Source organism: Streptomyces sp. M41 (assembly GCF_043673425.1).
In the GTDB taxonomy this organism is placed as follows: Bacteria; Actinomycetota; Actinomycetes; order Streptomycetales; family Streptomycetaceae; genus Streptomyces.
The window spans coordinates 49,057-75,225 of record NZ_JBIMKE010000011.1 but is presented as its reverse complement, the minus strand read 5'-3'; the positions used below and the strand labels follow the sequence as shown (position 1 = coordinate 75,225).

The following is a 26,169-nucleotide window of genomic DNA, read 5'->3' as shown; positions in this document are numbered from 1 at the left end:
CTGTGGGCGATGTGTCAATTGTGCATGTACATAACAGTCGAATCGATGGCCGGAATCCATCCGTCAGAGGGCCTCCTCAACCACCCCTCCTCGGCCGCCACCTGGGCCGCAGCCCGCCGAAGGGCGTCCAACGCAGGGTGCACCAGCCCCTTTCGCCACACCACCGAAACGGGTGACAAGGGCACGGGATCGATCAAGGGCCGCAACACCGCGCCGGGCATGGCCGGAAAGTCGACCACGGCAAGGACGGGGCACCTTGTCTTCGCCATGATCCGCTGGAACTCCTCGCGGCCGACCGCGAGCGGCGCCGGCGGGGCGACGGTTATGCCCCGCCCGTCGAACAGTTGGTGGGCGAGGTCGGTCCATTCCGGCGTACGGGGGTTGCCGGCACCGGCGTACACGGTCTCGCCGGCGAGTGCCGCCAGCGGCACCCGTTCCTGTGCGGCCAGTGGATGGTCCTCGGGCAGCAGGACCGCCATCGGCTCATAGCGGACCGGCTGATGGTCGAGGCCGGCGCGCAGGGCCGGGTCCAGTCCCGCGAACCGCCCGAAGGAGGCGTCGAGCCGCCCCGCGACGATCTCGCCGGCCGCGCCCGTGAGGCCGCTCTCGTAGCGGGCCATGAGCTCGAGGTCGGGGGCGAGTTCGCGGGCCCGGTGCAGCACCCTGTGACTGGTGGCCAGGCCCGGCGAGTTCAGGTCGACCAGCAGGGGGCGGGCCTGCCCGAAGGCGGCGAGCAGATCGTCCTGGGCCTGGAGGGCACGGCGGGCGTACGGCACCAGCCGCTCACCGTCGGCCGTCAGGGTCACCTGCCGCGTCGTGCGCACGAAGAGTTCGGCGCCCAACTCCCGCTCCAGGCGCCGGACATCCCGGCTGAGCGCCTGCTGGGCGACGTACAGACGGGCCGCGGCGCGGGTGAAGTGCAGTTCCTCCGCGACGGCGAGGAAGCAGCGCAGGAGGCGCGGGTCGAGGTGAGCGGGTGCGGGTGCGGGTGCGGGCATGCGGGGAAACTACCTCCCGCGGCGGATCCGCCACCCGCCCCTTTCACAACACAGGTGCGTGAATGCCCGCCGAACCGGTGTTGGACCCCATGATCCGCTCCGGGCGAGGGTGAAGCCATGCCGCAACCGCCCGCCGTGAACGCCAGAAACGCCGGCAACGCCAGCAACGCCACCCATGCAAGTCGCCCCAGGCACGCCCCCTTGCTCACCGTCACCGCCGACACCCTCGTGGCCGTCGACTTCGGCCCCCGTGGCCGCTACCGCCCGCCCGGCCCGTACCGCAGGCTCTTCGCCCGGCCCGGCACCCTCGCCTTCACCCTCGGGAACCTGGTCGCGCGGCTGCCGATGGGCATGTTCAGTGTGAGCGCGGTCCTCATGATCGCCGGTTCGCGGGGCTCGTACGCCCTCGCCGGCGCGGTCACCGCGACCGGGCTCGCGGCGACGGCCGTGGTCGCCCCGTGGACCGCGCGGCTCGTCGACCGGTACGGGCAGGCGCGGGTGGCCGTACCGGCCACGGTCTTCGCGGCGCTGGGCAGCCTCGCGCTGCTGCTGTGCGTGCGCCACGACGCCCCCGACTGGACGCTGTTCGCCGCCTACGCCGCCACCGCGACCATGCCCAACACCGGCGGCATGTCCCGCGCCCGCTGGGCCCATCTGCTGAAGGACGACGCCGAGTCCCTGCACACCGCCAACTCCTTCGAACAGGCCGCGGACGAACTGTGCTTCATGCTGGGCCCGGTGCTCGCGGCCTTCCTGTGCGGGACGTTCTTCCCGGAGGCGGGGACGCTGGCCGGGGCGGTGCTCCTCGTGACGGGCGTGCTGGTCTTCGCCGCGCAGCGGTCGACCGAGCCGCCGGCACGGGGCCACACCGGGGGCAGGCGCGCGACCTCGCCCGTGCGCGCCCCCGGCATGCCCGGGCTGCTGGCCGTCTGCCTCGCCATGGGGGCGGTGTTCGGCTCGACGGAGGTCGTGACCCTCGCGTTCGCGGACGCCGAGGGACACCGTACGGCGGCGGGCGCGGTGCTCGCCCTCCAGGCAGCCGGGTCCTGCGCGGCGGGCCTGTGGTACGGCCGGCTCGGGCTCTCCGGTCCCGCCGAGCACCGCTACCCGTGGTGCATAGCGGCGATGACGGCCCTGCTGACCCTGCCGCTGCTCGCCGCGTCACTCACCGGCTCCCTCCTCGCGCTCTCCGTCGCCCTGCTGATCTCCGGCATGGCCACGGCACCGACCATGATCACCAACATGGCCCTGGTCCAGCGGCGCACCCCGCCGGGCCGCCTGAACGAGGGCATGACCCTCGCGGTGACCGCGCTGCTCGGCGGCATCGCCTGCGGCAGCGCGATCGGCGGCTGGCTGGTGGAACACCTGTCCCCGGCGGCGGGGTTCGGCGCGCCGGTCACGGCGGCGGCCGTGGCCTTGCTGATCTCCCTGACGGCCCGTCCGACCGGCAGGGCGGTCTGACCCGCATCCGTGCGTGCTCAGCCCAGCCCCCAGGCCCGCCCCATCCGGTACGCCGCGCACAGGTTCACGTCGAGCAGGTGGGCCCCGGCGCTGCCGCACTGTTCGCTGCCGGTTCCCGGGTCGACGGGCTGGCCGTGGCCCATGCCGGTGAGGCTGTACGTCTCGACGACCGTGCGTCCGCCCGAGTCACGGAAGACCTGGTGGGGGTAGCCGGCGACCGTGTCGGTCGCGTCGGCGGTCTGGTCCGTGCCGTGCACGTCCGTCCATTGCCGCGTCAGATCGGTCATGTTGACGGGCTTGACGGTGTGGTCGGCGGTGCCATGGAAGGCGATCAGGGTGGGCCAGGGACCGGTGTGGCCGGGGCGGGCGGCTCGCACGCGGTCGCCCCACCGGCGCGGGGTCTGGGTGGCACCGACGTACATGCAGACGTACGGCGACCCGGCGGCCTGCGCGCACCCGTAGGGCAGTCCGGCGACGATCCCGCCCGCCGCGAACCTCTCCGGATACGCGGCCAGCATCACGGAGGTCATCGCGCCCCCGGCGGACAGCCCGGTGACATACACCCGCGACGCGTCGCCGGAGACATCGGCGAGCTGCCGGTCCACCATCTGCGAGACGGACGCGGCCTCACCCTGACCGCGTGCGATGTCGCCGTTCTGGAACCAGTTGAAGCAGGACGAGAGGTTGTTGGCGCTCTGCTGCTGGGGCAGGACGACGGAGAAGCCCCACCGGTCGGCGAGCTCCGTCCAGCCGCTGCCGGTGCCGTAGCCGGAGGCGTTCTGGGTGCAGCCGTGCAGCGCGACCACCACGGGCCGCCCGGTGGGCAGTCCGTCGGGGACGTACCGGAACATGCGCAGCGCCCCTGGGTTGTTCCCGAACCCGGTGACCTCCTGGAGCGAGGCAGCGGCTGCCCGGCCCGGCAGGAGGGCGGTGACGAGGGCGAGGAGAAGGGTGGTCACCCCGACGGTGATGGGACGGCTTGCGGCTCTGGTCTGTGTCATGCGGACGGACCGTAGAAGCGTGAACGACCCGTCGACATAGGGCCGGACAACACAACGGCCGCCTCCGCCATGTGCGTTCGGCGCGACCTACGGCGTCGTCGGCCGACCGGCGTCGTCGGCCGGGGCGTCGGCGCGGTACGTCTCGTCCTTCTTCCACGCCCCGACACCGAGCTGCCCGGTCGTCCCCAGGTCGAACTCCGGCATCACCGTCACGGGCCGCGCCCCCGGCTTCGCCCACACGCGCGCGTACGGCGCGTTCACCGCTGTGCCGGCACCGGTGGTGTTGCGCCAGGCCAGCATCGCCTGCGCGGCCTCGCCCGGCTGAAGGACGACGGGCCGTGGGCTGCCCTGGCCACCGACGCCCGTGCTGATGCGCTCGGTCCCCTGGAGCATCCGCACACCGTGCACCGAGTCGTGGCTCTCGTCGAGGAGTTCGAGCTTCGGATAGCCGTTGATCCGGTAGGGCTCGGTACCGCAGTTGACGAGATGCAGGCCGATGACACGCAGGCCCATGGCCGCGTCCCCCCGGTCCGTGAAGACGTGCACCCCGGAAGCCGGGCACTGCCCCGATGCGGTCGCCGTCTCGCCGTCGGGGACGCTGCGCACCTTGAGCACCTTGGCACCCGTCACCTCGGCCGTCGCCGCGGCCGGCTCGCTCAGGGCGACGGACCGCTTGACCGTGCGCCCCGGCGCGAGGGACTCGACGGTCTCCACGACGTCGCCGACCGCCCCTCGGCTCGCCGAGAGGAAGCTGATGGTGACGGTGTAAGTGGCCGCCACCTTCTGCCGGTTGGTGATCTCGACGTCGGCGGAATAGTCGGCCCCGCAGCCGCTGCCTGGTCCCCAGAAGTAGAGCCCGGTGACCTTCGCGTCTTGGTCGGCGGTGGCGTCGAGCTGCGGCAGGGGAAGCGGTGACGGCGTACCGGAGGGGGTCTGGTCGGCCGTCGGTCCGCCGGTCGGCGGAGGGCTGCCGTACTGCGCGAAGTCGGACGGACACAGCGCCTCCGCAGCGACCGGCCCCCCGCCACCGCCCGCCCGCGCGGCGCCGGGTTGGTCAGAGGAGCGCTCCGAGCCGCAGGCGGCGAGCAGCAGGACACCGGCGACGGCGGCGGGAACGGCACGGGAGGCGATGGTCATCCGCTCACCTCACCAGGGCCCACGCCGCATGAGCTGTGGCGGAACCCACACCTCCGGTCACAGGGGTGTCACAGATCACTCGGCCCGGGAGCGGATGCCGGGCGGCGTCGGAGCTGGTCATGACTAAGGCCCCGCTGCCCGGAAGCAGCGGGGCCTTCGCCCACATGGGTAAGGAGATTCGCGAGAATCTCCCGATCGTGGAGATGGCGGGAATCGAACCCGCGTCCAACGGTGCAAAAACAGGGCTTCTCCGTGTGCAGTCCGCTGTGATTTTCTCGGCCCCGGCGATCACGCGAACAAGTCGCCGACGGGCCCAGTCACTGTTTGGTTTCCCTCTTCACCCCGTGACCGGGATCAAGGTTTAGTTCCCTAGCTGATGCCAGGATCCGGGTCGGGAACAGCCCCGGGCTGACACTTCGCAAGTCGCTACTTAGGCAGCGAGGGCGAAGGAATCGCGCTTGGTGTTGGCGATTATTTTTTGCGACATATGGTTTACGAGATCATTGCCGCTTCCTCGACACGCTTCCCCTGCTCAAACAGCCGCTGTCGAAACCGATCATCCCCATGTTGTTTTATCAATCCCCTCAGGACCCTCAGGTCACCTGAGAGGGGCGCGCACCCTCTGTGAGGTGCAGTGCCATCGTACGTGACCAACGCACGACCGTGCCAGCGCATTCCTCGCGGGCCGCTACTGGGCGCGCTGCCGCCGCTTCGCCGCCGCGATCGCACGGTCCGACTCCCGCCGGTCCTGCTTCTCCCGGAGCGTCTGACGCTTGTCGTACTCCTTCTTGCCTCGGGCCAGGGCGATCTCGGCCTTCGCGCGACCGTCCTTGAAGTACAGCGCGAGGGGCACGATCGTGTGCCCCGTCTCCTGGGACTTGGCCTCCAGCTTGTCGATCTCCTCGCGGTGCAGGAGCAGCTTGCGCTTGCGGCGCGCGGAGTGGTTGGTCCAGCTGCCCTGGTGATACTCCGGGATGTGGGCGTTGTGCAGCCACGCCTCGCCCCGGTCGATCTGGACGAAGCCGTCGGCCAGTGAGGTCCGGCCCTCGCGCAGCGACTTGACCTCGGTCCCCATGAGCACCAGGCCGGCCTCATAGGTGTCGATGATCGCGTAGTCGTGCCGGGCCTTCTTGTTCTGGGCGACGATCTTGCGCTTGCCGCCCTTCTCGCCGTCCCTGGCCTTCGCGGCGCTCCCGCCCTGCTTGGGCTGGGACTCCTTCGGTACGTACATTCCCTTGCTCATAGTGCCGTCCATTTTCGCACTACGGACCGGGTGCGGGGAAAGCCGATTTACGATTCGCCGAGGCCGCTGAGGACCGTCTCGGCGCGCTGCAGGACCTGCCGGTCCGCCTCCAGGTCGGGCGTGATGCCCCGGCCGTCGACGGTGCGGCCGGAGGGGGTGCGGTAGTGGCCGACGGTCAGCTCGGCGACGGAGCCGTCGGGCAGGCGGCTGGGCATCTGGACCGAGCCCTTGCCGAAGGTGCGGGTGCCGACGACGACCGCGCGGCCCCGGTCCTGCAAGGCGCCGGTGAGCAGTTCGGCCGCACTCATGGTGCCCTCGTCGACGAGCGCGACCAGGGGACGGGCGGTGTCGCCGCCGGGCTCGGCGTGCAGGGCGCGCTGTTCGCCGTCGACGTCGTAGGTGGCGACCAGGCCGCCGTCGAGGAAGGCGGAGGCTGCGGTGACGGCCTCGGTGACCAGGCCGCCGGCGTTGCCGCGCAGGTCGAGGACGAGGCCGGCTTCGGGGGGGACCTGCTGGATCGCGGTGCGGACGTCGTCCCCCGAGCCCTTGGTGAAGGAGGCGATCCGGATGACGGTGATCCCGTCGGCGAGCGTGCGCACCGTGACCGAGTCGGTGGAGAGTCTGGCCCGGCGCAGCGTCAGGTCCCACGCGCGCGTGCCGCGCTCCAGGCCCACCTTCACCGCCGTACCGGCTCGCGCGTCCTTCGCGTCGCCCCGCAGTAACGAGACCACCTCGCTGACCGGGCGCCCGTCGACCTTCCGGTCGTCGACGCTGCGCAGCCGGTCGCCCGCGCGGATCCCGGCCGTCGCCGCCGGTGACCCGGAGCGGACCCTGGTCACCTCGATCCGGCCGTCCCGCTCGCGTCGCGCCCACAGGCCGACGCCGGTGTACTCGCCGTCCAGGGCCTCCTCGAACTCCTCGTACTCGCCCTGGGAGTAGACGGCGCCCCAGCGGTCCCCGCTGCGGCTCACCGCGCGCTCGGCGGCCTCCACGGGGGACTTACCCGCGGCCATGGCCTCGGCCGCCGCCCGGGCCACCTCCTCGTGACCGCCGACGGGGGCGGCCGAACGGGCCGCGCCGGACGGGGACTTCCGCTCCGGTCCGGGCAGTGTGCCGGTGGCGGCGCCGGCGACGAGCACGCTCGCGAAGACCAATGTCAGGGCGGCCCCGCGGCCGAAGCGGCGGGGCTGACAGAACAGGTCACGACCTGACATGCCGGTGAGTCTAGGACAACGCAAAGGGGCCGTACGGTCCCTTGCCCGTACGGCCCCCTTGGCGTTGGTCACACCTTCAGATACTTGCGCAGCGCGAAGAACGCAGCCAACGCCGGCATCAGGAAGCTCGTCACCAGGATGAGCGGCAGGTACTTCAACACGGCGTCCCAGCCGATGAAGTTGACCAAGGTCAGTTGGTCGGCCAGGGCCAGCCCGTGGTCGATGAGGAAGTACCGGGCGATCACCAGGAATCCGCAGGCGACCGCGCCGCCGATGAGCCCGGCGACCGCGGCCTCCATGATGAAAGGCGCCTGGATGTAGAAGCCGGAGGCGCCGACCAGGCGCATGATCCCGGTCTCCCGCCGACGGCTGAACGCCGAGACACGCACGGTGTTGACGATCAGCATCAGCGCGACGACGAGCATCAGCGCCATCACCGCGCGCGCCGCCCAGTTCATGCCGTTGAGCAACTTGAAGAGATTGTCCAGGATGCCCTTTTGGTCCTGCACGGACTGCACGCCGTCCCGCCCGTTGAAGGCGGTCGCGATGACCTGGTACTTCTCCGGGTTCTTCAGCTTGATCCGGTACGACTCCTGCATCTGGTCCGGCGTGAGCGAGGCGGCCAGCGGGGAGTCGCCGAACTGCTCCTTGTAGTGCTTGTACGCCTGGTCCTGGGATTCGTACGTCACGTTCTCGACGATCGACATCTTGTCGAGGTCGCCGAGGATCTCCTTCTTCTGGTCCTCCGTGACCGCGCCCTTGGCGCAGTTGGGGTCGGACTCGGCGTCGCTCTTGTTGCAGAGGAAGACCGAGACGTTGACCTTGTCGTACCAGTAGCCCTTCATCGTGCTGACCTGGTCGCTCATCAGGAGCGACCCGCCGAACAGGGCGAGCGACAGGGCGACGGAGACGACGACCGCGAAGGTCATCGTCAGATTGCGGCGGAGACCGACACCGATCTCGGACAGTACGAACTGGGCGCGCATGGCGACTGGTTGGGCCTTTCCGTGGACGGGGCGGTCAGTGCTGGTAGCCGTAGACGCCGCGGGCCTGGTCGCGGACGAGGCGGCCCTTCTCCAGCTCGATGACGCGCTTTCGCATCTGGTCCACGATGTTCTGGTCGTGCGTGGCCATCACGACGGTCGTGCCGGTCCGGTTGATCCGGTCGAGCAGCTTCATGATGCCGACGGAGGTCTGCGGGTCGAGGTTTCCGGTGGGCTCGTCGGCGATCAGCAGCTTGGGCCGGTTGACGAAGGCCCGCGCGATCGCCACGCGCTGCTGCTCACCACCCGACAGCTCGCCGGGCATCCGGTCGTCCTTCCCGGCGAGCCCGACGAGGTCGAGCACCTGCGGCACGGACTTGCGGATCTCGCCGCGCGACTTTCCGATGACCTCCTGCGCGAAGGCCACGTTCTCCGCGACCGTCTTGTTCGGCAGCAGCCGGAAGTCCTGGAACACCGTCCCCAGCTGGCGCCGCATCTGCGGCACCTTCCAGTTGGACAGCCGCGCGAGGTCCTTGCCCAGCACGTGCACCTGACCGTGGCTGCACCGCTCCTCGCGGAGGATCAGCCGCAGGAAGGTGGACTTTCCGGAACCGGAGGATCCCACGAGGAAGACGAACTCGCCCTTCTCCACTTCCAGGGACACATCCCTGAGTGCGGGGCGGGTCTGCTTGGGGTAGACCTTGGAGACGTTGTCGAATCGGATCACGGATGCACCACGGGTCGCCGGGGGTAGATGAGCGTGACCATACGCGAACCGAGTGTCCCGGCGCAGGCACCGGTGGGGGTTGCGCAAGGGTTGTGCCCTTTTGTGCCGGACAGGCGCAACGCCCCGGGCCCTCCACCACCCCTGTGCGAGCGACCCGGCGCGGGTTCGGCGGGAACCTGGCACAGTGGAGGGGGAACGTTCGGTTGCCCGCGAGCGTTGTCCAGAGGGAACCAGTGGCTAGGAGGGTGGCGCATGACGTACGACCGGCTGGTGTGCGCGAACTGCGCCGCACCCGTGAGTGAGGGCCGTTGCCCCGTCTGCCGGGCGAACCGTGAGCGACTCCAGCAGGAGAACCTGTTCGCGGGCCTGAACCCGATGACCCTGATCGCCCTGCTGGCGGTGCTGATCGCCGCGGTGGCACTGCTGGCCCACCAGACCGCCTAGGGCGCCGCCCGCGCCGTAGAGGCGACCGTACGCGGACATGGCGAGGGGCCCGGAGCGAGCGCGCTCCGGGCCCCTCGGCCGTACGGCGTGAATCACACCGCGTAAGGATCGGCTACCGTCAGGCAGCCGCACCGCCACGGCCGCCGACGAGGCGCGGCAGGATGCGGAAGCCCACGCCACCGGCGATCATCGTGGCAGCGCCGACCAGCAGGAACGTGGTCTGAGCGGCACCGGTCTCGGCGAGCTCGCCGCCACCGCCCTGGGCGGAGGTGCTGGTGCCCGTGCCGGTGTTGGCGTCCGAGCCCGTGTCGGCGAGGCCGGAGGAGCCCTCCTGCTGCGGGGAGGTGCCACCGTCGGGGTCGGCGTTGTTGCCGCCGCCGTTGTTGCCGCCGCCGTTGTCGTTGCCGCCGCCGTTGTCGCCGTCGTCACCCGGGTCCGCCGGGTCGGTGGTCGGCTCGTCGGTGGGCTCCGTCGGCTCGGTCGGCTCGAGCGTCGGCTCGGTCGGGTCGACCGTGGGCTCGTCGGTCGGGACCGGGTCGGTCGGAATGTCGGTCGGGATGTCCGTCGGCGGGTCGGTGGGGACCGGAGGGTCGCTCGGGTCGTCGTCCCCGATGCAGATGCCGAGGATGCAGTCGTCGTCGTTCGGGGCGGCGGACGCCGCACCCGCGGCGGTCAGCGAGGCGCCGGCCGCGATCACGGCACCGGCCGCTATTCGCGCGATACGGACCCGCGTCTTCTTCGTCATGTGGTTGCTACCCCCAGTAGCTGAATCGTCAGTGAGGCGGCGCTCGGGGCCGTGATCGACGGGAGTAGCCGAATGTGAGCCCCCCGGTTCACATGCGCCCCAGAGATACGCATGCCGCGCTTTACCCTTCCCATTTTTCAAAGACACGTCAAGGGCGTTTGCGGGCGCCATGTCCAATTACGGGAGCTATGCCGGGGGTTGGAGGCTGTGAGTGTGATGTAAAACCCAGACATGCAGGCACAGACAAGACAACTGCCGCCGAGACGGCGGCAGTTGTCTTGTCGACAAATTTACTTCTCTTGCTGCTTGCGCCAGCGAATTCCGGCTTCGAGGAACCCGTCGAGTTCACCGTTGAACACGGCCTCGGGGTTGCCGACTTCGAACTCGGTGCGCAGGTCCTTGACCATCTGGTACGGATGCAGCACATAGGACCGCATCTGGTTGCCCCAGGAGTTGCCGCCGTCGCCCTTGAGGGCGTCCATCTTGGCCTGCTCCTCCTGCCGGCGCCGCTCGAGCAGCTTGGCCTGGAGGACGTTCATCGCGGTGGCCTTGTTCTGGATCTGCGACCGCTCGTTCTGGCAGGAGACGACGATGCCGGTGGGGATGTGGGTGAGCCGCACCGCGGAGTCGGTGGTGTTCACGCCCTGGCCGCCGGGGCCCGAGGACCGGTACACATCCACGCGCAGCTCGGACTCGTCGATCTCGATGTGGTCGGTCTGCTCGACGACGGGCAGCACCTCGACACCGGCGAAGGACGTCTGCCGGCGGCCCTGGTTGTCGAAGGGCGAGATGCGCACGAGCCGGTGCGTGCCCTGCTCGACGGAGAGCGTGCCGTAGGCGTAGGGCGCCTGGACCGCGAAGGTGGTCGACTTGATGCCGGCCTCTTCGGCGTACGACGTCTCGTAGATCTCGGTCTTGTAGCCGCGCTGCTCGGCCCAGCGCAGGTACATGCGCTGGAGCCGCTCGGCGAAGTCCGCGGCGTCGACGCCGCCGGCTTCGGCGCGGATGTTGACGAGCGCCTCACGGGCGTCGTACTCACCGCTGAGGAGGGTGCGCACCTCCATCTCGTCCAGTGCCTTGCGGACGGCGGCGAGCTCGGACTCGGCCTCGGCGCGGGTGTCCGGGTCGTCCTCCTCCTCGGCCATCTCGAAGAGCACGGCGAGATCGTCGATACGACCGCGCAGCGCCTCGGTCTTGCGCACCTCGGCCTGGAGGTGGGACAGCTTGCTGGTGATCTTCTGCGCTTCGTCCGGGTTGTCCCACAGGGACGGCGCTGCCGCCTGCTCCTCGAGCACGGCGATGTCTGCCCTCAGCTTGTCGAGGTCCAGAACGGCCTCGATCGACTCCATGGTCGAGGAGAGGGACTTGAGCTCTTCGGATACATCGACGACTGCCACGCCTCCAGCGTAACGGCTCCGCCGGGCGGCACGGCCCGGGCGCCCTCGGCCGACGGAGGGCGCGGGGAGCCAGGGGGCGGGGAGACGCCCCCTAGGGGGTCGCCGGGGCCGAGTTGTTCGTGTCCTGGGGGGTGGCGTCGGCGTCGTCGTCCGAGGTCGCCAGCCAGGTGCCCACCACGGCCGCCGCCACCAGGGCCACGGCCGCGGCGCCCAGGGCGATCCGCCTGCGCCGGGCCACCGCGCGGTGCCGGGCGGAACCCGGCCGGGGCGCACCCACCGGCCTCGGCACCCGCGCCGTGCCCCGCGCTCCGCCCGCCAGTTCATCGGGGGCCGGCACCCTCATCGACGTATGCGTGTCCCGGTTGGAGTCGGCCGGCTTGGCCCCCGGCACCAGCGGCACCGCCCCGCGCCGCCGCACCCGCTCCTCGCCGGCGCCCGGTCCCGCGGTCTCCTGGACGGCCGGCGGCTCCTCCTCGGCGGGCTCGGCGTCCGGCTCGTCCACGTCCAGCGGCGGCATCCCGGCCACCAGCGGCAGCAGCTCCCGCAGCCGGGCCCCGAGCTCCGACGCCCGCAGCCGGGAGGCCGGGGCCTTCGCCAGGCACTGCACGATCAGCTGCCACAGCTCGTCGGGGATGCCGGGCAGCGGCGCCACCGACTCCGTGACATGGCGGCGCAGTACGGCGCCGGGGTGCCCGCCGCCGAACGGGGTGAAGCCCGCCAGCAGTTCGTACAGCACCGTGGCGAGCGCGTAGATGTCGACCGCCGCGCGCGGCGGCAGGCCCTCGACGATCTCCGGGGCCAGATAGTCCGGGGTACCGATGATCTTCGTGGCGCGGGTGCGGCGCGGTGAGTCGATGAGTTTCGCCACGCCGAAGTCGGTCAGCAGGGCGGGGTGGGAGCCGCCCGGTCCGAGCGGGCCCTGCATGTCCAGCAGGACGTTCTCCGGCTTGACGTCCCGGTGCACGACCCCGGCCGCGTGCGCCGCCGCGAGTCCGTCCGCCACGTCGGCGACGATCGCCACCGCCGCTTCGGGCGCCAGCCGCCGGTCGCGGTCGAGGCGGGTGCGCACATCGGTGCCGCGGACGAGGTCCATGACCAGCGCGAGGTCGTTGCCGTCGACCACCAGGTCGCGCACGGAGACGACGTTCGGGTGCTCCAGGCCGAGCAGCGCCGTCCGCTCCTGCACGAAGCGCCCGACGAGCTCCTGGTCGGAGGCGAGATCCTCACGCAGCAGCTTGATGGCGACGGGCCCCTCGGGCCCCTCGCCCAGCCACACCGTGCCGGCGCTGCCCCGCCCCAGGATCTGGTTGGCGGTGTACCGGCTGCCGATCTTCCGTGCCAAGACTGCTCCTACCGACGCGTTGTGTCGCTGCTGCGTCATTCCGGGGGATGACCCCCGGACCCCCAGCCGACAATCCCGGGAACCCCGGTCGACAAAACTACGCGCTCGGCAGACCAACCTTCATCGCGGCGGCGGAAATCACCCGCCAGATGTCGACAAATTTCCAAACTGGCGGCAGCCGCGCCGTCCTGGGTCAGCCGGTGCCCGATCCTCCGCCCGAGCTGCCGCTCAGGTCGCCGATCCAGCCGGTGACGGTGCTGAACCAGTCGCTCAGCTGGTCCCAGTAGCCCTTGCCCGTGCCGATCCACTCCTGCAACGGGCTCAGCTCCCAGATCAGCCAGCCCGCGACGAACAGGATGACGAGCGTGAACAGGCACCCCTTCAGACAGCCGAGCCCGGGGATCCGCATCCGGTTCGCGCTGCGCTGCCGCGGCTCGCGCTGCGGGCGCTGCGGCTGCGGCGTGGGCGGCGGGGCGTACCGCTGCGGCTGCTGCTGGGGCTGGTGCGGCGGGGCGTACGGCTGCGGCTGGTGCTGCTGCGGGTGGCCGTACCCCTGCTGGCGGCCCTGCGGCGGGCCCTGCTGCCGGCGGGGCTGCTGCTGCGGGCGGGGCTGCTGCTGGGGGCGGGCGACCTGCCGCTGGGGGCGGCGGCGCAGCGGGTCCTGGTCGGGGTCGAGGTACTGGACCTGCGTCTGTTCGTTGCGGTCCCGGGCGGCGCGCAGCTGGTTCTGCCAGGGGTGCGGGTCCTCGGGGCCGGGCTGCCCCGGCTGCTGTCCGGGCGGACCCGGCGGCATCGAGGGCATGACGGCCGTCGGGTCGGCGGCGCCGCGGCCACCCGGGCCGCCCGTGTTCGGCAGTACGGCCGTGGGGTCCGCCGCGCCCGCCGGGCCGGGGGCGCCGGTGTGCGGCATCACGCTGGTCGCGGCGTTCGGGTCGAAGGCGCCCGCGCCGTGCTGGAGCACCTGCGTGGGGTCGGCCGAGCCGGGCACGGTCGTCGGCGCGGGGTCGGGCGCGAGCAGCGCGGCGACGCCCTCGGCCGCGGCGATCTGCGCGGAGTTCGCGTGCACGCCGATGCCCTCGGCGACGACGCGCAGGCCACGGGCGAGGTTCTCGGCGCTGGGCCGTTCCTCGGGGTTCTTGCGCAGGCAGCGTTCTATGACGGTCCAGAGCGGGTCGGGGACCGTGGACGGGCGACGCGGCTCGGCGCTCAGGTGCTGGTGCAGGACCTCCAGGGCGGAGCCGCCGCCGAACGGCGGGCGCCCGGTGACCAGCTCGTACAGGAGGATGCCGGCGCCGTAGATGTCGACGGCGGACGTCTGCGGGCGGCCTTCGGCGGACTCCGGCGCGATGTACGCGGGCGTGCCGACGAACTCGTGGGTGCGGGTCAGGCCCGGGGAGTCGGCGAGCCGGGCGATGCCGAAGTCGGTCAGCATCGGGTGCATCTGGCCGTCGTTCTGCTGGAGCAGGACGTTGGCGGGCTTGAGGTCTCGGTGGACGACGCCGTCGGCGTGGCTGGCGGCCAGCGCGTCGGCGATCTGCGCGGTGAGCAGGCTGGCGGCGACCGGGCTGAAGGGGCCGTTCTCGCGCAGGTAGCGGTGCAGGTCCGGGCCGTCGACGAGATCCATGACCAGGGCCAGCAGCTCGCCCTCGACGACCAGGTCACGGACCCGGACGATGTTCGGGTGGGTCAGCCGGAGCAGGACGGACCGCTCCCGCAGGAAGCGCATGACGATGTCGGCGTCACTGGCAAGCTCCTCCTTGAGGACCTTGATCGCGACGGTCTCGCCGGGCTGGCCCGGCACGGCCGCCTCGGCGCCCGCGGTCTCCCGCTGGCGGGCTCGCCAGACGGTCCCCGTGGCGCCGCGACCGAGCGGCTCCTCGAGGAAGTACTTGCTGCCTACCGGCCGCACGTCGCGCTCCCTGCTGCTTGCCTACGTTCCGACCCACTGTAGTGCCGTCCCCCGGGGCACCGGCCTGTCGTCATTCTGTGCGTCTTACGTACGGCTTCCCGTACATGTTCGAAGGAAAGACGCTCGCCTCTGTCTCCCGGTTGCCCGAAGCGGACGTGACCGATCTCAAGCGATCGCCGGTAAGGCAACTGTCAGGCACTTTTGCGGGCAGAGCCGACCAATCAAGATCACTTGCCTTCGGGCGGGGGGCGCGGTGTCAGTGGCAGGTGCGAGGATGCGTGCAGTACTGGCCGATGTGCTCGTGTGGCGTGGGGAGGGCCCGGCCGGGCCCCGGTCCGCGCCCGCGCAGAAGGGACCGCTGACGCCGATGCAGATCCGGCTGACCGTCGTAGACCCGTTGGCCCCACCTGCCCCGGCGCGGGGCCGCGCCGCGAGCTGCGACGTGCTGGTCACGGCGCCCGCCGGCACGGCCCTGGCCGCGGTGGCGTCGGCACTCGCCTCGGCGGTGTCCGGAGGCGACGGCCCGGTCGTGCTCTACGCCGGGGCCGAGCGCCTGGACGACCGCCGCAGCACGCTCGGCGAGCCCCCGCTCACGGACGGCGCCGTGCTCTCCCTGGGCGCCCCGCTCGCACCCGAACCACACCCCGAGCTGGACGACGCCCCGACCCAGCTGCATGTCGTGGCCGGCCCGGACGCGGGCGGCGTCCATCTGCTGCACGGCGGCGAGATCCGCATCGGCCGCTCCGCCGACGCCGACGTCCCACTCGACGACCCGGACGTCTCCCGCCTCCACTGCGCGGTCACGGTCGCCGCGGACGGCCGCGTCTCCGTCGCCGACCTCGGTTCCACCAACGGCACGACACTGGACGGCTCCGGTGTCACGACCCGCCCGGTGCGGTTCGCGCCGGGTGCGCTGCTGCGGATCGGCGAGTCCGCGCTGCGGCTGGCTCCGGCCGGCGGACCGGGGACGCGGGTGCCGACGGAGCCGGACGGGGAGGGGCACACACGCGTGCCCGCCGTGGGCGGGCGGGGCGTGGGCGACGCGGCCGTCGGTGCCGCCGGCCCTCGGGGCGACGGCGCGGTGGGGTCGGCCCGGGCCGGCGCGACGGTGCCTCACGCGCGCGTGGCGGACGGCGGTGGCTCGTCCGCCCAGGAACACGGACACGGTGGGGTCGAGCCGCCCGTCGTGCCGGTGCAGGGCGGGGCGCCGCGGATCGAATGGCAGGGCGGGTCCCAGAGGCCGCTGCCACCGGGGCCGCGGGGCGACGAGACGCATGGCGCGGGGGTCGGCGGGGGCGGGCGGGACGGACGGCGGTCCTCTCCGTCTGAGGCGTCCGATGGCGGCTATACGGCGCATGGGTACGGTGCGAGCGATGGGCTCGGTGCGGGCGGCGGGTCCGGTGGGTCCGGTGGGTCCGAGGCGAGCGGTGGGTCCGGTGGGTCCGGTGCATTCGATGCCTCCGACGGCTTCGGTGGGTCCGGTACGGCCGATGCTTCCGAGGGAGCCCGGCCCGCAGCCGGTGGGACGGGAGGCGGTCGCCGCAAGGGAACCCCCTTGCGGGGCACCGACGTACCGCCCGGAGTGCGCAAGCGGGGTGGGCTCGGTGCGTGGGCGCGGCGGCTGACCGGCGGACGCGGCGACCAGGGCACGGCCGCCCGGCGCGGCAGGCCCGACGACGACTCGCCGGCCGAGACGAGGGACCTCCCCTCCGTCACGCGCGGTCCTCGGCTGCCGGACACCTGGCCGGACCCCGCGTCCCTGCTGCTGACGGCCCTCGGCCCCGGGCCCCGGCTGTGGGAGCGCGCACCCGGGCACCCCGAGGCGCTCACGGTGCGGCTCGGCACGGCCGACCGGACGGCACCCGACGGCTCGGGGCTGCTGCCCGCGGTGCCGGTGACCGCCGATCTGCGGGAGGCCGGGGCGCTGGGGCTGGCCGGCCCCCGCGAGCGGCTCTCGGGGCTGGCCCGTGCGGTGATCGCCCAGCTCGCCGCGCTGCACTCGCCGGACGTGCTGGAGCTGGTCCTGATCAGCACGGACCGCTCCCGCACCGTGCAGGAGCGCACCGCCGAGTGGGCCTGGCTGGGCTGGCTCCCGCATGTCCGCCCCGGCCATGGCCAGGACTGCCGTCTGCTGCTGGCCTACGACCGCGAACAGGCCATGGCCCGCACCGAAGAGCTGCTGCGCCGCCTGGAGGACATGGCGACGGACACGCGCGGCGAGGCCGCAGGCAGTGCCGGTGACCCCGCGCGAGGCATGGGCGGCCCGGCACCGGCGCAGGGTGCCGTCCGGCGGCCCTCCTGGGCGTTGGCCGACGACCCGGCCGGCTCGGCGGGCGGATTCGCCGGGCCGTACACCGTGGTCGTCGTGGACGGCGATCCCGGGGGCGCCGATGTGCGGGAGGCGGTGGCACGGCTCGCGCTGGAGGGGCCGACCGCGGGGATCCATGTCGTGTGCCTGGCCGAGACGGCCTCGGCGTCGCCCGCGTCGCCGGTGACGGAGACCTACGAGGCGGCGTGCACGGTGTCGCCCACGTTCCGGGAGTGCGGGGCGGTCGCCCTGCTGAGCGGCGATGTGGCCACGGCACTGCGGCTGATGCGGGTCGCGCGGACCGGCGGGGCGGATGCCGCGCAGGGCGGGGCGGGGACGGCGCCGGGTGGAGCGGGGCCAGCCCCGCGGGGAGCCGGACCAGCCCCTGCCGGTGCCGCCGATCGCGGTGTCGGCGGACGCGACTTCGCGGACCAGCGCGGGGGTGGCCGGAGCGCGGCCGGACCCGCAACCGGCGACCACGGCCCCGTCGGGCACACGGCCGGCGATCACGAGCCCGTCGGCCACAGCGCCACCGGGCATGGCTCGGTCGACCAGGACACCGCCGGCCCCACCACGGCCGACCATGGCCCGGCGGAGAACAGCACCCCCGGACACGGCACCGTGGGCCACGGCCACGGCCACAGTCAGGGCCAGAGCCACAGGCCGGCCGAACACGACCCGCGCGGACACGACCCCCGCGGACACGGAGCCACGGGCCCAAGCGCCGTCGGCCACGGCCCCCAGACACGCGGCGCCGCCGACAGCCCTGCCCACCAAGGCACCGACGCCCGCACCGCGGTCGGTCCCGGCACCCCGCACGGCACCCCCCACACCACCCCGCACCACAACCCCGTCGGCCAGGATCCGACGCCTTCCCCCGTCACCCCCTCCGCCGACCACGGTCCGGTGGGCCCCGGCACCGTGGCCGTCGTGGACGCCGTCTCGCCGGCCTGGGCGGAGCGGTTCGCGCGGGCGTTGGCGCCGTTGCGGACGGAGGGTGCCGTCGGGGAGCGGCACGCGCGCGTGTCCGTGCCGTTGCCGCAGGCGGCGCGGCTGCTGGACGAGCTGGGGCTGGCCCGGGCCACCCCGGCGTCGCTGATGGCCCGCTGGGCCGACGCGGCCGATGACACCGAGGCCCTCGGCGGCCGGGCGTGTGCCGTGCTCGGCGCCGGACCGCGCGGTCCGGTCGGCGTGGATCTGCGTGCCGAAGGACCGCATCTGCTGATCGAGGGGCCGCCCGGCAGCGGCCGTACGGAGCTGTTGCGCGCCGTCGTGGCGTCGCTCGCCGCGGCGGAGCGGCCGGACCGGCTGGGCGTCGTGTTGATCGACGGCCGGGACGGCGTGGGCTCGGGCGGCGCCCACGGCGAGGGACTGCGGGTCTGTACGGACGTCCCGCATGTCACCACCCATCTCACCGCCAACGACCCCGTCCGCATGCGGGAGTTCGCCCAGTCGCTCAGCGCCGAGCTGAAGCGGCGCGCGGAGCTGCTCGGGCGCTCGGACTTCACCGAGTGGCACACGGGTCGTGAGCTGTCGGGCCGGATGATCGCCCAGCGCTCGGCAGGGACAGGGGCGGGCGGCGGCCGGAAGGGAGCCGGCACCAACACGGGGTCCAGCCCCGGCACGGACAGCGGCACCGGCTCCGGCGGCCGTCCCAGTGATCACACCGGCGATCTAGACACACCCCCCAGCTCCACGATCCGCCTGCGGCCAGGGGCCGCCCGACGGCAGGCGGAGGCCGAGGCCGTACCGCCGCTGCCCCGGCTCGTCGTGGTCGTGGACGACCTGGACGCGCTGATCTCTCCGGCGCTGGGGTCGACCGGCCGGCCCGCGGCGGGCTCGGTGATACGCGCACTGGAGGCGGTGGCCCGGGAGGGCGAGCGGCTCGGCGTGCACCTGGTGGCCGCCGCCGGACTGGACAGCCGTACGGCGGAATCCGAGCCGGCGCGACGCGCGACGCTACGGGTCACCCTGGACGCGGTGGCGGCGGGGCCGGACGAACCGGCACCCGGGCGTGGACGGCTGACCTGGGCGGACGGCAGAGCGGTGCCGTTCCAGGGCGGGCGGGTCACCGGCCGTATCCCGCGGACGGCGACGCTGCGGCCGACCGTCGTACCGCTGGAGTGGCACCGGATGGGCGACCCACCGGCCCGGCGTCCGGTCCGCGAGCTGGGCAACGGACCGACGGACCTGGCCCTGCTGGCCAGCGCCCTGGAGCGGGCGGCACGGGAAGTGTCGGCCACGGAGGTCCCGTCACTGCTGTGACGCGCTCCAGGTCGAGCCCTCACGCCACACCACCCCACGGCCGCTTCCCGCACCCACCCGATCGCGCCAGGCACCCGCACGAGCTGGGCAACCGGCCGACGGACCCGGCCCTGCCGGCCAGCGCCCCGGAGCGGGCGGCACGGGAAGTGTCGGCCACGGAGGTCCCGTCACTGCTGTGACGCGCTCCAGGTCGAGCCCTCACGCCACACCACCCCACGGCCGCTTCCCGCACCCACCCGATCGCGCCAGGCACCCGCACGAGCTGGGCAACCGGCCGACGGACCCGGCCCTGCCGGCCAGCGCCCCGGAGCGGGCGGCACGGGAAGTGTCGGCCACGGAGGTCCCGTCACTGCTGTGACGCCGCCCGGGTCGGCCGTGTCAAGGGCAGTCGGGGTCCCCGAGGTCGGGGCACCTCACGCGGTCACACCACCGCAAGGCGGTTTCGCGCGCCGCATCGCCGCGGCCGTGTCCGATCCCGGGCAGTCGGCGTGTCGCCCTGCGCGGAGGACTGCTCGTCTCGCCCTGCGCGGACGGCTCACCGCACCGCTCGATCCCGCCAGGGACCCCGATCCCGCCAGAGATCTCCGATGGGGGTTGAGGACCGCCCCGTCCGGGCCGATACCAGGGATCCGGGGGTCGCGTCCCCCGCGACGGCGTCGTCCCTGCGGGGTGCCTGGTCACGAGGGGGTCACGATCCCCGGGTTGACACATGACGCGGTCTTGCCGCCCTCAGAGCCAAGGCGTAGACCAGACCGCACGGGACAGCGCTCGAACGTTCGACGAGGCACGAAGAACGGGGCAGTGATGCGCAGCACGAGCAAGAACCGGACAAGCAGGGCCGCCAGGACCGCGGCAGCGGTGGCCGCGGGTGCTCTCGCACTCTCGCTGACCGCCTGCGGCGGCGATGACGACGGCGGCAACGAACAGGGCGGTAGCGGTCAGCAGACCGGCAGCACCGTCACCCTTCCCAAGCTGAACGGCGAATCCCTCGAGGTCGCGGCCGTCTGGACCGGAGCCGAGCAGGAGAACTTCAAGAAGGTCCTCGCGGAGTTCGAGAAGCGCACGGGCGCCAAGGTGACCTTCGTGCCCGCGCAGGACCCGATCATCAACTTCCTGGGCTCGAAGGTCGCGGGCGGTCAGCCGCCGGACATCGCGATGCTGCCGCAGCCCGGCGCGATCAAGCAGGCCGTCGACAAGAAGTGGGCCAAGCCGCTCGGCGCCGACACGATCAAGGAGCTCCAGGAGAACTACTCCCAGGGCTGGCAGGACATCGGAAAGGTCGACAACAAGCAGTACGGCGTCTACTACAAGGCCGCCAACAAGTCCCTGATCTGGTACAACAACCAGGTCTTCGAGAACGCGGGGGCCACCGAGCCCAAGACGTGGGACGAGCTGCTCACCACCGCGCAGACGGTGTACGACTCGGGCGTCACCCCGTTCTCCGTGGGCGGCGCGGAGGGCTGGACCCTCACGGACTGGTTCGAGAACGTCTACCTCTCCCAGGCCGGTCCCGAGAAGTACGACCAGCTGGCACGGCATGAGATCAAGTGGACCGACCCGTCCGTGAAGGACGCGCTCACCACGCTCGCCCAGGTGTGGGGCAAGAAGGACTACGTGGCGGGCGGCGCGAGCGGCGCGCTCCAGACGGACTTCCCGGCGTCGGTCACCCAGGTCTTCACCGGCGGCGACCAGCCGAAGGCCGCCATGGTCTACGAGGGTGACTTCGCGCAGGTCAACATCGTCCAGGCCAAGGCGGAGGTCGGCACGGACGCCAAGGTGTTCCCGTTCCCGGCCGTCGGTGACACCGCGCCCGTCGTCTCCGGCGGTGACGCCGCCGTGATCCTCCAGGACTCCAAGGCCGCGCAGGCCCTGGCCACCTGGCTCGCCTCCCCGGACGCGGCGACCATCCAGGCGAAGCTCGGCGGATACCTCTCGCCGAACAAGAACGTGGAGAACTCGGCGTACCCGAACGAGGTGCAGCGCAAGATCGCCAAGGCGCTCATCGACTCCGGTGACGACTTCCGCTTCGACATGTCCGACCAGGCGCCGCAGGCGTTCGGCGGCACGCCCGGCAAGGGCGAGTGGAAGGCGTTGCAGGACTTCCTGAAGAACCCGTCGGACGTCGCCGGGACGCAGGCGAAGCTGGAAGCCGACGCGGCCGCGGCGTACGGAAACTGACGCCATGGCGTCGCCGGAAGCGGCAGGGGTCTCCAAGACCCCTGCCGCACCCAAGTCGCGCAAGAGTGTGACCGGCACACGCAGGACGATGGCGGCGCTGTTCCTGCTGCCCGCGCTCGTGCTGCTCGGTGCGCTCGTGGTCTACCCGATCGGGTACTCGGTCGCCCGCAGCTTCTACGACCAGTCGGGCGACGGCTTCGCCGGATTCGACAACTACCAGGCGCTCTTCACCGACGACGGCATCCGTACCGCCCTGAAGAACAACATCATCTGGGTGGTGTTCGCCCCGACGATCGCCACCGCGCTGGGTCTGATCTTCGCGGTGCTCACCGAACGGGTGCGCTGGGGTACGGCGTTCAAGCTGGTCGTCTTCATGCCGATGGCGATCTCGATGCTGGCGGCCGGCATCATCTTCCGGCTCGTGTACGACCAGGACCCGGACAAGGGCGTGGCGAACGCGGTGTGGGTGGGTGTCCACGACACGTTCGCGCAGGCGTCCGCGTTCCCGAAGGCCCACCCGGGGCGGGACTCGCCCCTCGAGGCGGCGCCCGGCGGAGGTTTCATCACCAAGGCCACCGTCAGCGCCGGCACCCCGGTCGATCTGCCCCTGGTGGGCGTGGCCCCCGACCAGATGCCGGACGACGCCGCGAGGGCCGTCCAGGCGAAGCCGGAGCCGGACAAGGTCACCGGCACCACCTGGCAGGACTTCACGCGCGGCAAGGGCGTCGGCACCCTCGGCGGCGTCGACCCGGCCGAGCTGGGCTATCCCGGCATGCAGATCGAGGCCGTCAAGGACGGCAAGGTCGTGGCCTCCACCAAGGCCGCCGACGACGGCACGTTCACGCTGCCGGCCGCCGCCGACGGGGCACAGCTGCGGCTGCCGCCGGACAACTTCAAGGAGCCGTACAACGGCCTGGACTGGCTCGGTCCGTCCCTCGTCACACCGGCCATCATCGGGTCGTACATCTGGATGTGGGCCGGTTTCGCGATGGTGCTGATCGCGGCCGGGCTGGCGGGCATTCCCCGGGATCTGCTGGAGGCGGCCCGGGTCGACGGTGCCAACGAGTGGCAGGTGTTCCGCAGAGTCACGGTGCCGCTGCTGGCGCCGGTCCTCGCGGTCGTCACCGTGACCCTGATGATCAACGTCCTGAAGATCTTCGACCTGGTCTTCATCATCGCCCCGGGCTCCTCCCAGGACGACGCGAACGTCCTCGCGCTGGAGCTGTACCGCAAGGGCTTCTCCGAGGACCAGCCGGGCGTCGCGAGCGCCATCGCGGTGTTCCTGCTGCTGCTGGTGATCCCGGTGATGTGGTTCAACATCCGTAGGCTCAGGCGGGAGGTGCGGCGATGAGTGCGGACGCCGGTGTCGGCAAGGGGACGCCCGGGTCGCCGTCGAGCGCCGGGGCCGAACAGTCCCTCGGGGCCCGGCTCGTCTCGTTCGTCAGCGGCGGGCTGGTACGCGTGTTCCTGATCGTCGTGGGCCTGTTCTGGCTGGTCCCGACGATCGGGCTGCTGCTGTCCTCCCTCCGCCCGCCGGAGGAGATGACGGCGAGCGGCTGGTGGGAGGTCTTCAGCGAGCCCGCCCAACTCACCTTCGACAGCTACGACAAGCTGCTGAGCAACCCCGACATCACCGACTCGATCCTCAACACCGTGCTGATCACGGTCCCGGCGACGGTCCTCGTCGTCATGATCGGCTCGCTCGCGGGATACGCGTTCGCGTGGATGGAGTTCCCGGGCCGCGACTGGTGGTTCCTGGGCGTGGTCGGTCTGCTGGTGGTGCCGGTGCAGGTGGCGCTGATCCCGATCGCCGAACTGTTCGGCAACATCGGCATCTTCGGTTCCCTGATCGGCGTGATCCTCTTCCACGTCGGCTTCGGTCTGCCGTTCGCCGTGTTCCTGCTGCGGAACTTCTTCGCGGAGATCCCACGGGAGCTGCTGGAGGCGGCCCGGCTGGACGGCGCCGGTGAACTGCGGCTGTTCTTCCGCGTCGTGATGCCGCTGGGCGGGCCGGCGATCGCCGCGCTCGGCATCTTCCAGTTCCTGTGGGTGTGGAACGACATGCTGGTCGCGCTGATCTTCACGGATTCCGGGAGCCAGCCGATCACGGTGGCGTTGCAGACCCAGGTACGGCAGTTCGGCAACAACATCGACGTCCTGGCGCCCGGCGCGTTCATCTCCATGGTGATCCCGCTGGTCGTGTTCTTCGCCTTCCAGCGGCAGTTCGTGTCCGGCGTGATGGCGGGCGCGGTCAAGTAGCCGTGCGGGCAGTGCCTTTGAGGGGGCGGGCCGGCACCGCGGTCCGCCCCCGCGCCGTTCGCGGCCCGTCCCCCGTATGCCGTACGCAGGCGTAACCAAGTCACTCCATTGGCCGTTCCCGGCAGGGCGACAGCCCCCACCGCCCAGGTCGACCCAGTGGATGTCCCGTGCCCAGGTTCAGTGTCATTGTCCCCGCGTACAAGGTTCAGGCGTATCTTCACGAGTGCCTGGATTCGGTGCTCTCGCAGTCGTACTCCGATCTGGAACTGATCGCCGTCGACGACTGCTCGCCGGACGCCTGCGGCGCGATCATCGACGAAGTCGCGGCCCGTGACCCGCGGGTGCGCGCCGTGCACCTCGAGCAGAACCAGGGTCTGGGGCGCGCCCGCAACGCCGGTATGGCCGAGGCCACCGGTGACTACCTGATCTTCCTCGACAGCGACGACACCCTCACCCCCGACGCCCTGCAGGCGATCGCCGACCGGCTGAAGGAGACCGGCGACCCGGAAGTCCTGGTCTACGACTACGCGCGCACCTTCTGGAACGGCGAGACGGTCCGCAACCAGGCCGCCCCCCAGCTCAGCGAGCAGGGCCCGGTGCCGTTCCGGCTGGCGGACCGGCCGGGTCTGCTGCGGCTGCTGATGGTCGCCTGGAACAAGGCGTACCGGCGGGACTTCGTCGAGGAGGAAGGCTTCACGTTCCCGACCGGGTACTACGAGGACACGCCCTGGACGTACCCGATCCTGATGACGGCGCAGTCCATCGCGACCCTGGACCGGGTGTGCGTGCACTACCGCCAGCGCCGCCGGGGCGGCATCCTCGGCACGGTCAGCCCACGGCACTTCGACATCTTCGAGCAGTACGACCGAGTCTTCGCCTACGTCGACAAGAACCCCGAACTCGACCGGTGGCGCCCGCTGTTGTTCCGCCGGATGGTCGACCACTTCGTGGTGGTGTTCGCCCGCCCGGACCGGCTTCCACGCCGCAGCCGCGCCGAGTTCCTGCGCATGGCGCGCACGCGCTACCGCCGCCACCGCGCCCCCGGTGTCCCCGTCGCGCTGCGCAGCCGGCTGCATCACACCCTGGTCCGTCTGGGCCTGCACCGCACCTACCGGGTCCTGCGGCTGACGGCGTCCCTGATCCGCCGCACCGCCAAGGTCACCAACCGCCTGCTGAAGGGCGTGCGTTCCGGCGTCCTGCGGCTGCACTACCGCCTTCAGCGCTGTCTCCCGGTCCGTGCCGACCGCGCCGTCTTCGCCGCCCATGGCGTCCGCGGCCACGGCTGCAACCCGGGCGCCCTGGAGCAGGCGTTCCGCGCGCACGCCCCGCGTATCCGCACCGCCTGGGTCGCGGGTGCCGGGCAGGACGGCTCGGTCCCGCCCGGCACCCGTCGGCTGCGTCCGGGGACGGCGGCGTACTGGACGGCCCTGGCCCGCTCCAAGTACCTCGTGCACAACGCCGAGTTCGACCGCCGTCTGGTCAAGCGGCGCGGCCAGGTCCTCGTCCAGACCCGGCAGGGCACCCCGCTCAAGCACATGGGCGTCGACCTGCGCGAACGCCCGGCAGCCGCGGCGGACACGGACTTCGACGACCTCCTCGACGACGTCGACAAGTGGGACTACGTCCTGTCCGGCAACCGCCACTCCACCCTGACCTGGGAGCGTGTGCACCCCGGCGACTACACCACCCTGGAGTACGGCTCGCCACGCAACGACCCCTTCCAGCAGGCGACTTCGGCGGACGTCGCCCGCATCCGCGAGTCCCTCGGCATCCCCGAGGGCGCGGTGGCGATCCTCTACGCCCCCACCTACCGCGACTACCACCGCACCCAGCGCACCACTCTCGCCCTGCACCACGTGACGCGCACGCTCGGACCCGGCTTCGTCGTGCTGGCCCGCGCCCACCACCGCCATGGCGGTCCCCTCGCCGCCGGCGGCGGCCAGGTGATCGATGTCTCCGACCACCCGAGCGTGGAGTCGCTGTGCCTCGCCTCGGACGCGCTGGTCACCGACTATTCGTCGATCATGTTCGACTACGCCAACCTGGACCGGCCGATCGTGCTGCACACCGACGACCGGGAGGCGTACGAGGCGGCCCGCGGCACCTATGTCGACCTGCGCACCTTCCCGCCGGGCGCGGTGGCGCGCAGCGAGGACGAGCTGATCGACATCTTCGCCACCGGCCACTGGCGCGGCTCGCGCTCCGCCGAGCTGCGCGCGGCGTTCCGGGAGCGCTTCTGCCCGTACGACGACGGACGCGCCGCCGAGCGGGTCGTACGCCATGTGGTGCTGGGTGAGCGGGGTGTCCCGCCCGTCGTGCCGCTGGACATGCGTCACCCGGTGCCGTCGGCGGTCGCCGCGTCGCTCGCGCAGTCCCCGCGGGGCGGTGTGCCGCAACCGGCCCGTCCGGTGCCCGTCACCGAGAGTCTCTGAGCGCCGTTCTCACGGAAGAGGAGTCCACATGCCCTCCAGCCCGTCACGGCCCACGCCGAGCCGCCCGCCCACCTGGCGTCCTGCGGGGCGGCCCGGTCGCCGGCGCACCGGCTGAGGCCGGCCCGG

Annotated in this window: 18 protein-coding genes and 1 other RNA gene; 7 read left to right on the top strand and 12 right to left on the bottom strand. The window is 72.1% G+C overall.

Features of this window, described 5'->3' with window-relative positions:
* Positions 1-14 precede the first annotated feature (14 nt).
* Positions 15-998: a LysR family transcriptional regulator gene (locus tag ACHBTE_RS16430; protein WP_394724605.1), complete on the bottom strand. Its 984-nt coding sequence runs from the start codon at positions 996-998 to the stop codon at positions 15-17.
* A 117-nt stretch (positions 999-1,115) separates the two neighbouring features.
* On the opposite strand from ACHBTE_RS16430, the gene ACHBTE_RS16425 reads away from it, so the two are divergent.
* Complete coding sequence (locus ACHBTE_RS16425; protein ID WP_394724604.1) at positions 1,116-2,459, top strand: MFS transporter; 1,344 nt, start codon at positions 1,116-1,118, stop codon at positions 2,457-2,459.
* A gap of 17 nt (positions 2,460-2,476) precedes the next feature.
* Here the strand turns inward: ACHBTE_RS16425 and ACHBTE_RS16420 are convergent, their stop codons facing one another.
* From ACHBTE_RS16420 to ftsE, 7 genes are all read right to left on the bottom strand, one after another.
* Positions 2,477-3,460, bottom strand: coding sequence for an alpha/beta hydrolase family esterase (locus tag ACHBTE_RS16420; RefSeq protein WP_394724603.1), 984 nt, complete (start codon positions 3,458-3,460; stop codon positions 2,477-2,479).
* 87 nt (positions 3,461-3,547) lie between these two features.
* Complete coding sequence (locus ACHBTE_RS16415) at positions 3,548-4,597, bottom strand: DUF4232 domain-containing protein (RefSeq protein ID WP_394724602.1); 1,050 nt, start codon at positions 4,595-4,597, stop codon at positions 3,548-3,550.
* A gap of 195 nt (positions 4,598-4,792) precedes the next feature.
* Positions 4,793-5,161, bottom strand: a transfer-messenger RNA (tmRNA) gene (gene ssrA / locus ACHBTE_RS16410).
* 124 nt (positions 5,162-5,285) lie between these two features.
* Entirely contained in the window at positions 5,286-5,828 is a 543-nt protein-coding gene (smpB, locus tag ACHBTE_RS16405) for an SsrA-binding protein SmpB (protein WP_394724720.1), read from the bottom strand.
* A gap of 59 nt (positions 5,829-5,887) precedes the next feature.
* Positions 5,888-7,054 carry a S41 family peptidase gene (locus ACHBTE_RS16400; RefSeq protein ID WP_394724601.1) on the bottom strand — a complete coding sequence of 389 codons (1,167 nt, stop codon included), beginning with the start codon at positions 7,052-7,054 and terminating at the stop codon, positions 5,888-5,890.
* 68 nt (positions 7,055-7,122) lie between these two features.
* Positions 7,123-8,040, bottom strand: coding sequence for a permease-like cell division protein FtsX (gene ftsX / locus ACHBTE_RS16395; protein ID WP_394724600.1), 918 nt, complete (start codon positions 8,038-8,040; stop codon positions 7,123-7,125).
* Between the two features lie 34 nt (positions 8,041-8,074).
* Positions 8,075-8,764, bottom strand: coding sequence for a cell division ATP-binding protein FtsE (ftsE, locus tag ACHBTE_RS16390; protein WP_394724599.1), 690 nt, complete (start codon positions 8,762-8,764; stop codon positions 8,075-8,077).
* Positions 8,765-9,016: 252 nt separating this feature from the next.
* On the opposite strand from ftsE, the gene ACHBTE_RS16385 reads away from it, so the two are divergent.
* Positions 9,017-9,208, top strand: a complete 192-nt coding sequence (locus tag ACHBTE_RS16385; protein WP_190074618.1) for a hypothetical protein — start codon at positions 9,017-9,019, stop codon at positions 9,206-9,208.
* Between the two features lie 118 nt (positions 9,209-9,326).
* Here the strand turns inward: ACHBTE_RS16385 and ACHBTE_RS16380 are convergent, their stop codons facing one another.
* The 4 genes from ACHBTE_RS16380 to ACHBTE_RS16365 form a co-directional block, all read right to left on the bottom strand.
* Positions 9,327-9,953: a hypothetical protein gene (locus tag ACHBTE_RS16380; RefSeq protein WP_394724598.1), complete on the bottom strand. Its 627-nt coding sequence runs from the start codon at positions 9,951-9,953 to the stop codon at positions 9,327-9,329.
* Between the two features lie 290 nt (positions 9,954-10,243).
* Positions 10,244-11,350 (bottom strand): peptide chain release factor 2, encoded by a 1,107-nt coding sequence (gene prfB, locus ACHBTE_RS16375; protein WP_394724597.1) that lies wholly within the window; start codon positions 11,348-11,350, stop codon positions 10,244-10,246.
* A 91-nt stretch (positions 11,351-11,441) separates the two neighbouring features.
* Positions 11,442-12,692, bottom strand: coding sequence for a serine/threonine-protein kinase (locus ACHBTE_RS16370; protein ID WP_394724596.1), 1,251 nt, complete (start codon positions 12,690-12,692; stop codon positions 11,442-11,444).
* 193 nt (positions 12,693-12,885) lie between these two features.
* Complete coding sequence (locus ACHBTE_RS16365) at positions 12,886-14,601, bottom strand: serine/threonine-protein kinase (RefSeq protein ID WP_394724595.1); 1,716 nt, start codon at positions 14,599-14,601, stop codon at positions 12,886-12,888.
* A 367-nt stretch (positions 14,602-14,968) separates the two neighbouring features.
* On the opposite strand from ACHBTE_RS16365, the gene ACHBTE_RS16360 reads away from it, so the two are divergent.
* The 5 genes from ACHBTE_RS16360 to ACHBTE_RS16340 all read left to right on the top strand — a co-directional run bounded on the left by ACHBTE_RS16360 (position 14,969) and on the right by ACHBTE_RS16340 (position 26,043).
* The gene (locus ACHBTE_RS16360) at positions 14,969-19,174 is read left to right on the top strand and encodes an FtsK/SpoIIIE domain-containing protein (RefSeq protein WP_394724719.1); all 4,206 of its coding nucleotides are present in this window, start codon (positions 14,969-14,971) and stop codon (positions 19,172-19,174) included.
* A gap of 804 nt (positions 19,175-19,978) precedes the next feature.
* Positions 19,979-21,352, top strand: coding sequence for an ABC transporter substrate-binding protein (locus tag ACHBTE_RS16355; RefSeq protein WP_394724594.1), 1,374 nt, complete (start codon positions 19,979-19,981; stop codon positions 21,350-21,352).
* Between the two features lie 4 nt (positions 21,353-21,356).
* Positions 21,357-22,703 (top strand): carbohydrate ABC transporter permease, encoded by a 1,347-nt coding sequence (locus tag ACHBTE_RS16350; protein ID WP_394724593.1) that lies wholly within the window; start codon positions 21,357-21,359, stop codon positions 22,701-22,703.
* Positions 22,700-23,611, top strand: a complete 912-nt coding sequence (locus ACHBTE_RS16345; RefSeq protein ID WP_394724592.1) for a carbohydrate ABC transporter permease — start codon at positions 22,700-22,702, stop codon at positions 23,609-23,611. Before ACHBTE_RS16350 ends, ACHBTE_RS16345 begins: the two co-directional genes overlap by 4 nt.
* A 167-nt stretch (positions 23,612-23,778) precedes the next feature.
* The gene (locus ACHBTE_RS16340; protein ID WP_394724591.1) at positions 23,779-26,043 is read left to right on the top strand and encodes a CDP-glycerol glycerophosphotransferase family protein; all 2,265 of its coding nucleotides are present in this window, start codon (positions 23,779-23,781) and stop codon (positions 26,041-26,043) included.
* Positions 26,044-26,169 lie beyond the last annotated feature (126 nt).

Bases quoted from the DNA above. Each gene is read 5' to 3' on its own strand.
- ACHBTE_RS16430 (WP_394724605.1), bottom strand. From the start codon at position 998: ATGCCCGCACCCGCACCCGCACCCGCTCACCTCGACCCGCGCCTCCTG.
- ACHBTE_RS16425 (WP_394724604.1), top strand. From the start codon at position 1,116: ATGCCGCAACCGCCCGCCGTGAACGCCAGAAACGCCGGCAACGCCAGC.
- ACHBTE_RS16420 (WP_394724603.1), bottom strand. From the start codon at position 3,460: ATGACACAGACCAGAGCCGCAAGCCGTCCCATCACCGTCGGGGTGACC.
- ACHBTE_RS16415 (WP_394724602.1), bottom strand. From the start codon at position 4,597: ATGACCATCGCCTCCCGTGCCGTTCCCGCCGCCGTCGCCGGTGTCCTG.
- smpB (WP_394724720.1), bottom strand. From the start codon at position 5,828: ATGTACGTACCGAAGGAGTCCCAGCCCAAGCAGGGCGGGAGCGCCGCG.
- ACHBTE_RS16400 (WP_394724601.1), bottom strand. From the start codon at position 7,054: ATGTCAGGTCGTGACCTGTTCTGTCAGCCCCGCCGCTTCGGCCGCGGG.
- ftsX (WP_394724600.1), bottom strand. From the start codon at position 8,040: ATGCGCGCCCAGTTCGTACTGTCCGAGATCGGTGTCGGTCTCCGCCGC.
- ACHBTE_RS16385 (WP_190074618.1), top strand. From the start codon at position 9,017: ATGACGTACGACCGGCTGGTGTGCGCGAACTGCGCCGCACCCGTGAGT.
- ACHBTE_RS16380 (WP_394724598.1), bottom strand. From the start codon at position 9,953: ATGACGAAGAAGACGCGGGTCCGTATCGCGCGAATAGCGGCCGGTGCC.
- ACHBTE_RS16360 (WP_394724719.1), top strand. From the start codon at position 14,969: ATGCAGATCCGGCTGACCGTCGTAGACCCGTTGGCCCCACCTGCCCCG.
- ACHBTE_RS16355 (WP_394724594.1), top strand. From the start codon at position 19,979: ATGCGCAGCACGAGCAAGAACCGGACAAGCAGGGCCGCCAGGACCGCG.
- ACHBTE_RS16350 (WP_394724593.1), top strand. From the start codon at position 21,357: ATGGCGTCGCCGGAAGCGGCAGGGGTCTCCAAGACCCCTGCCGCACCC.
- ACHBTE_RS16345 (WP_394724592.1), top strand. From the start codon at position 22,700: ATGAGTGCGGACGCCGGTGTCGGCAAGGGGACGCCCGGGTCGCCGTCG.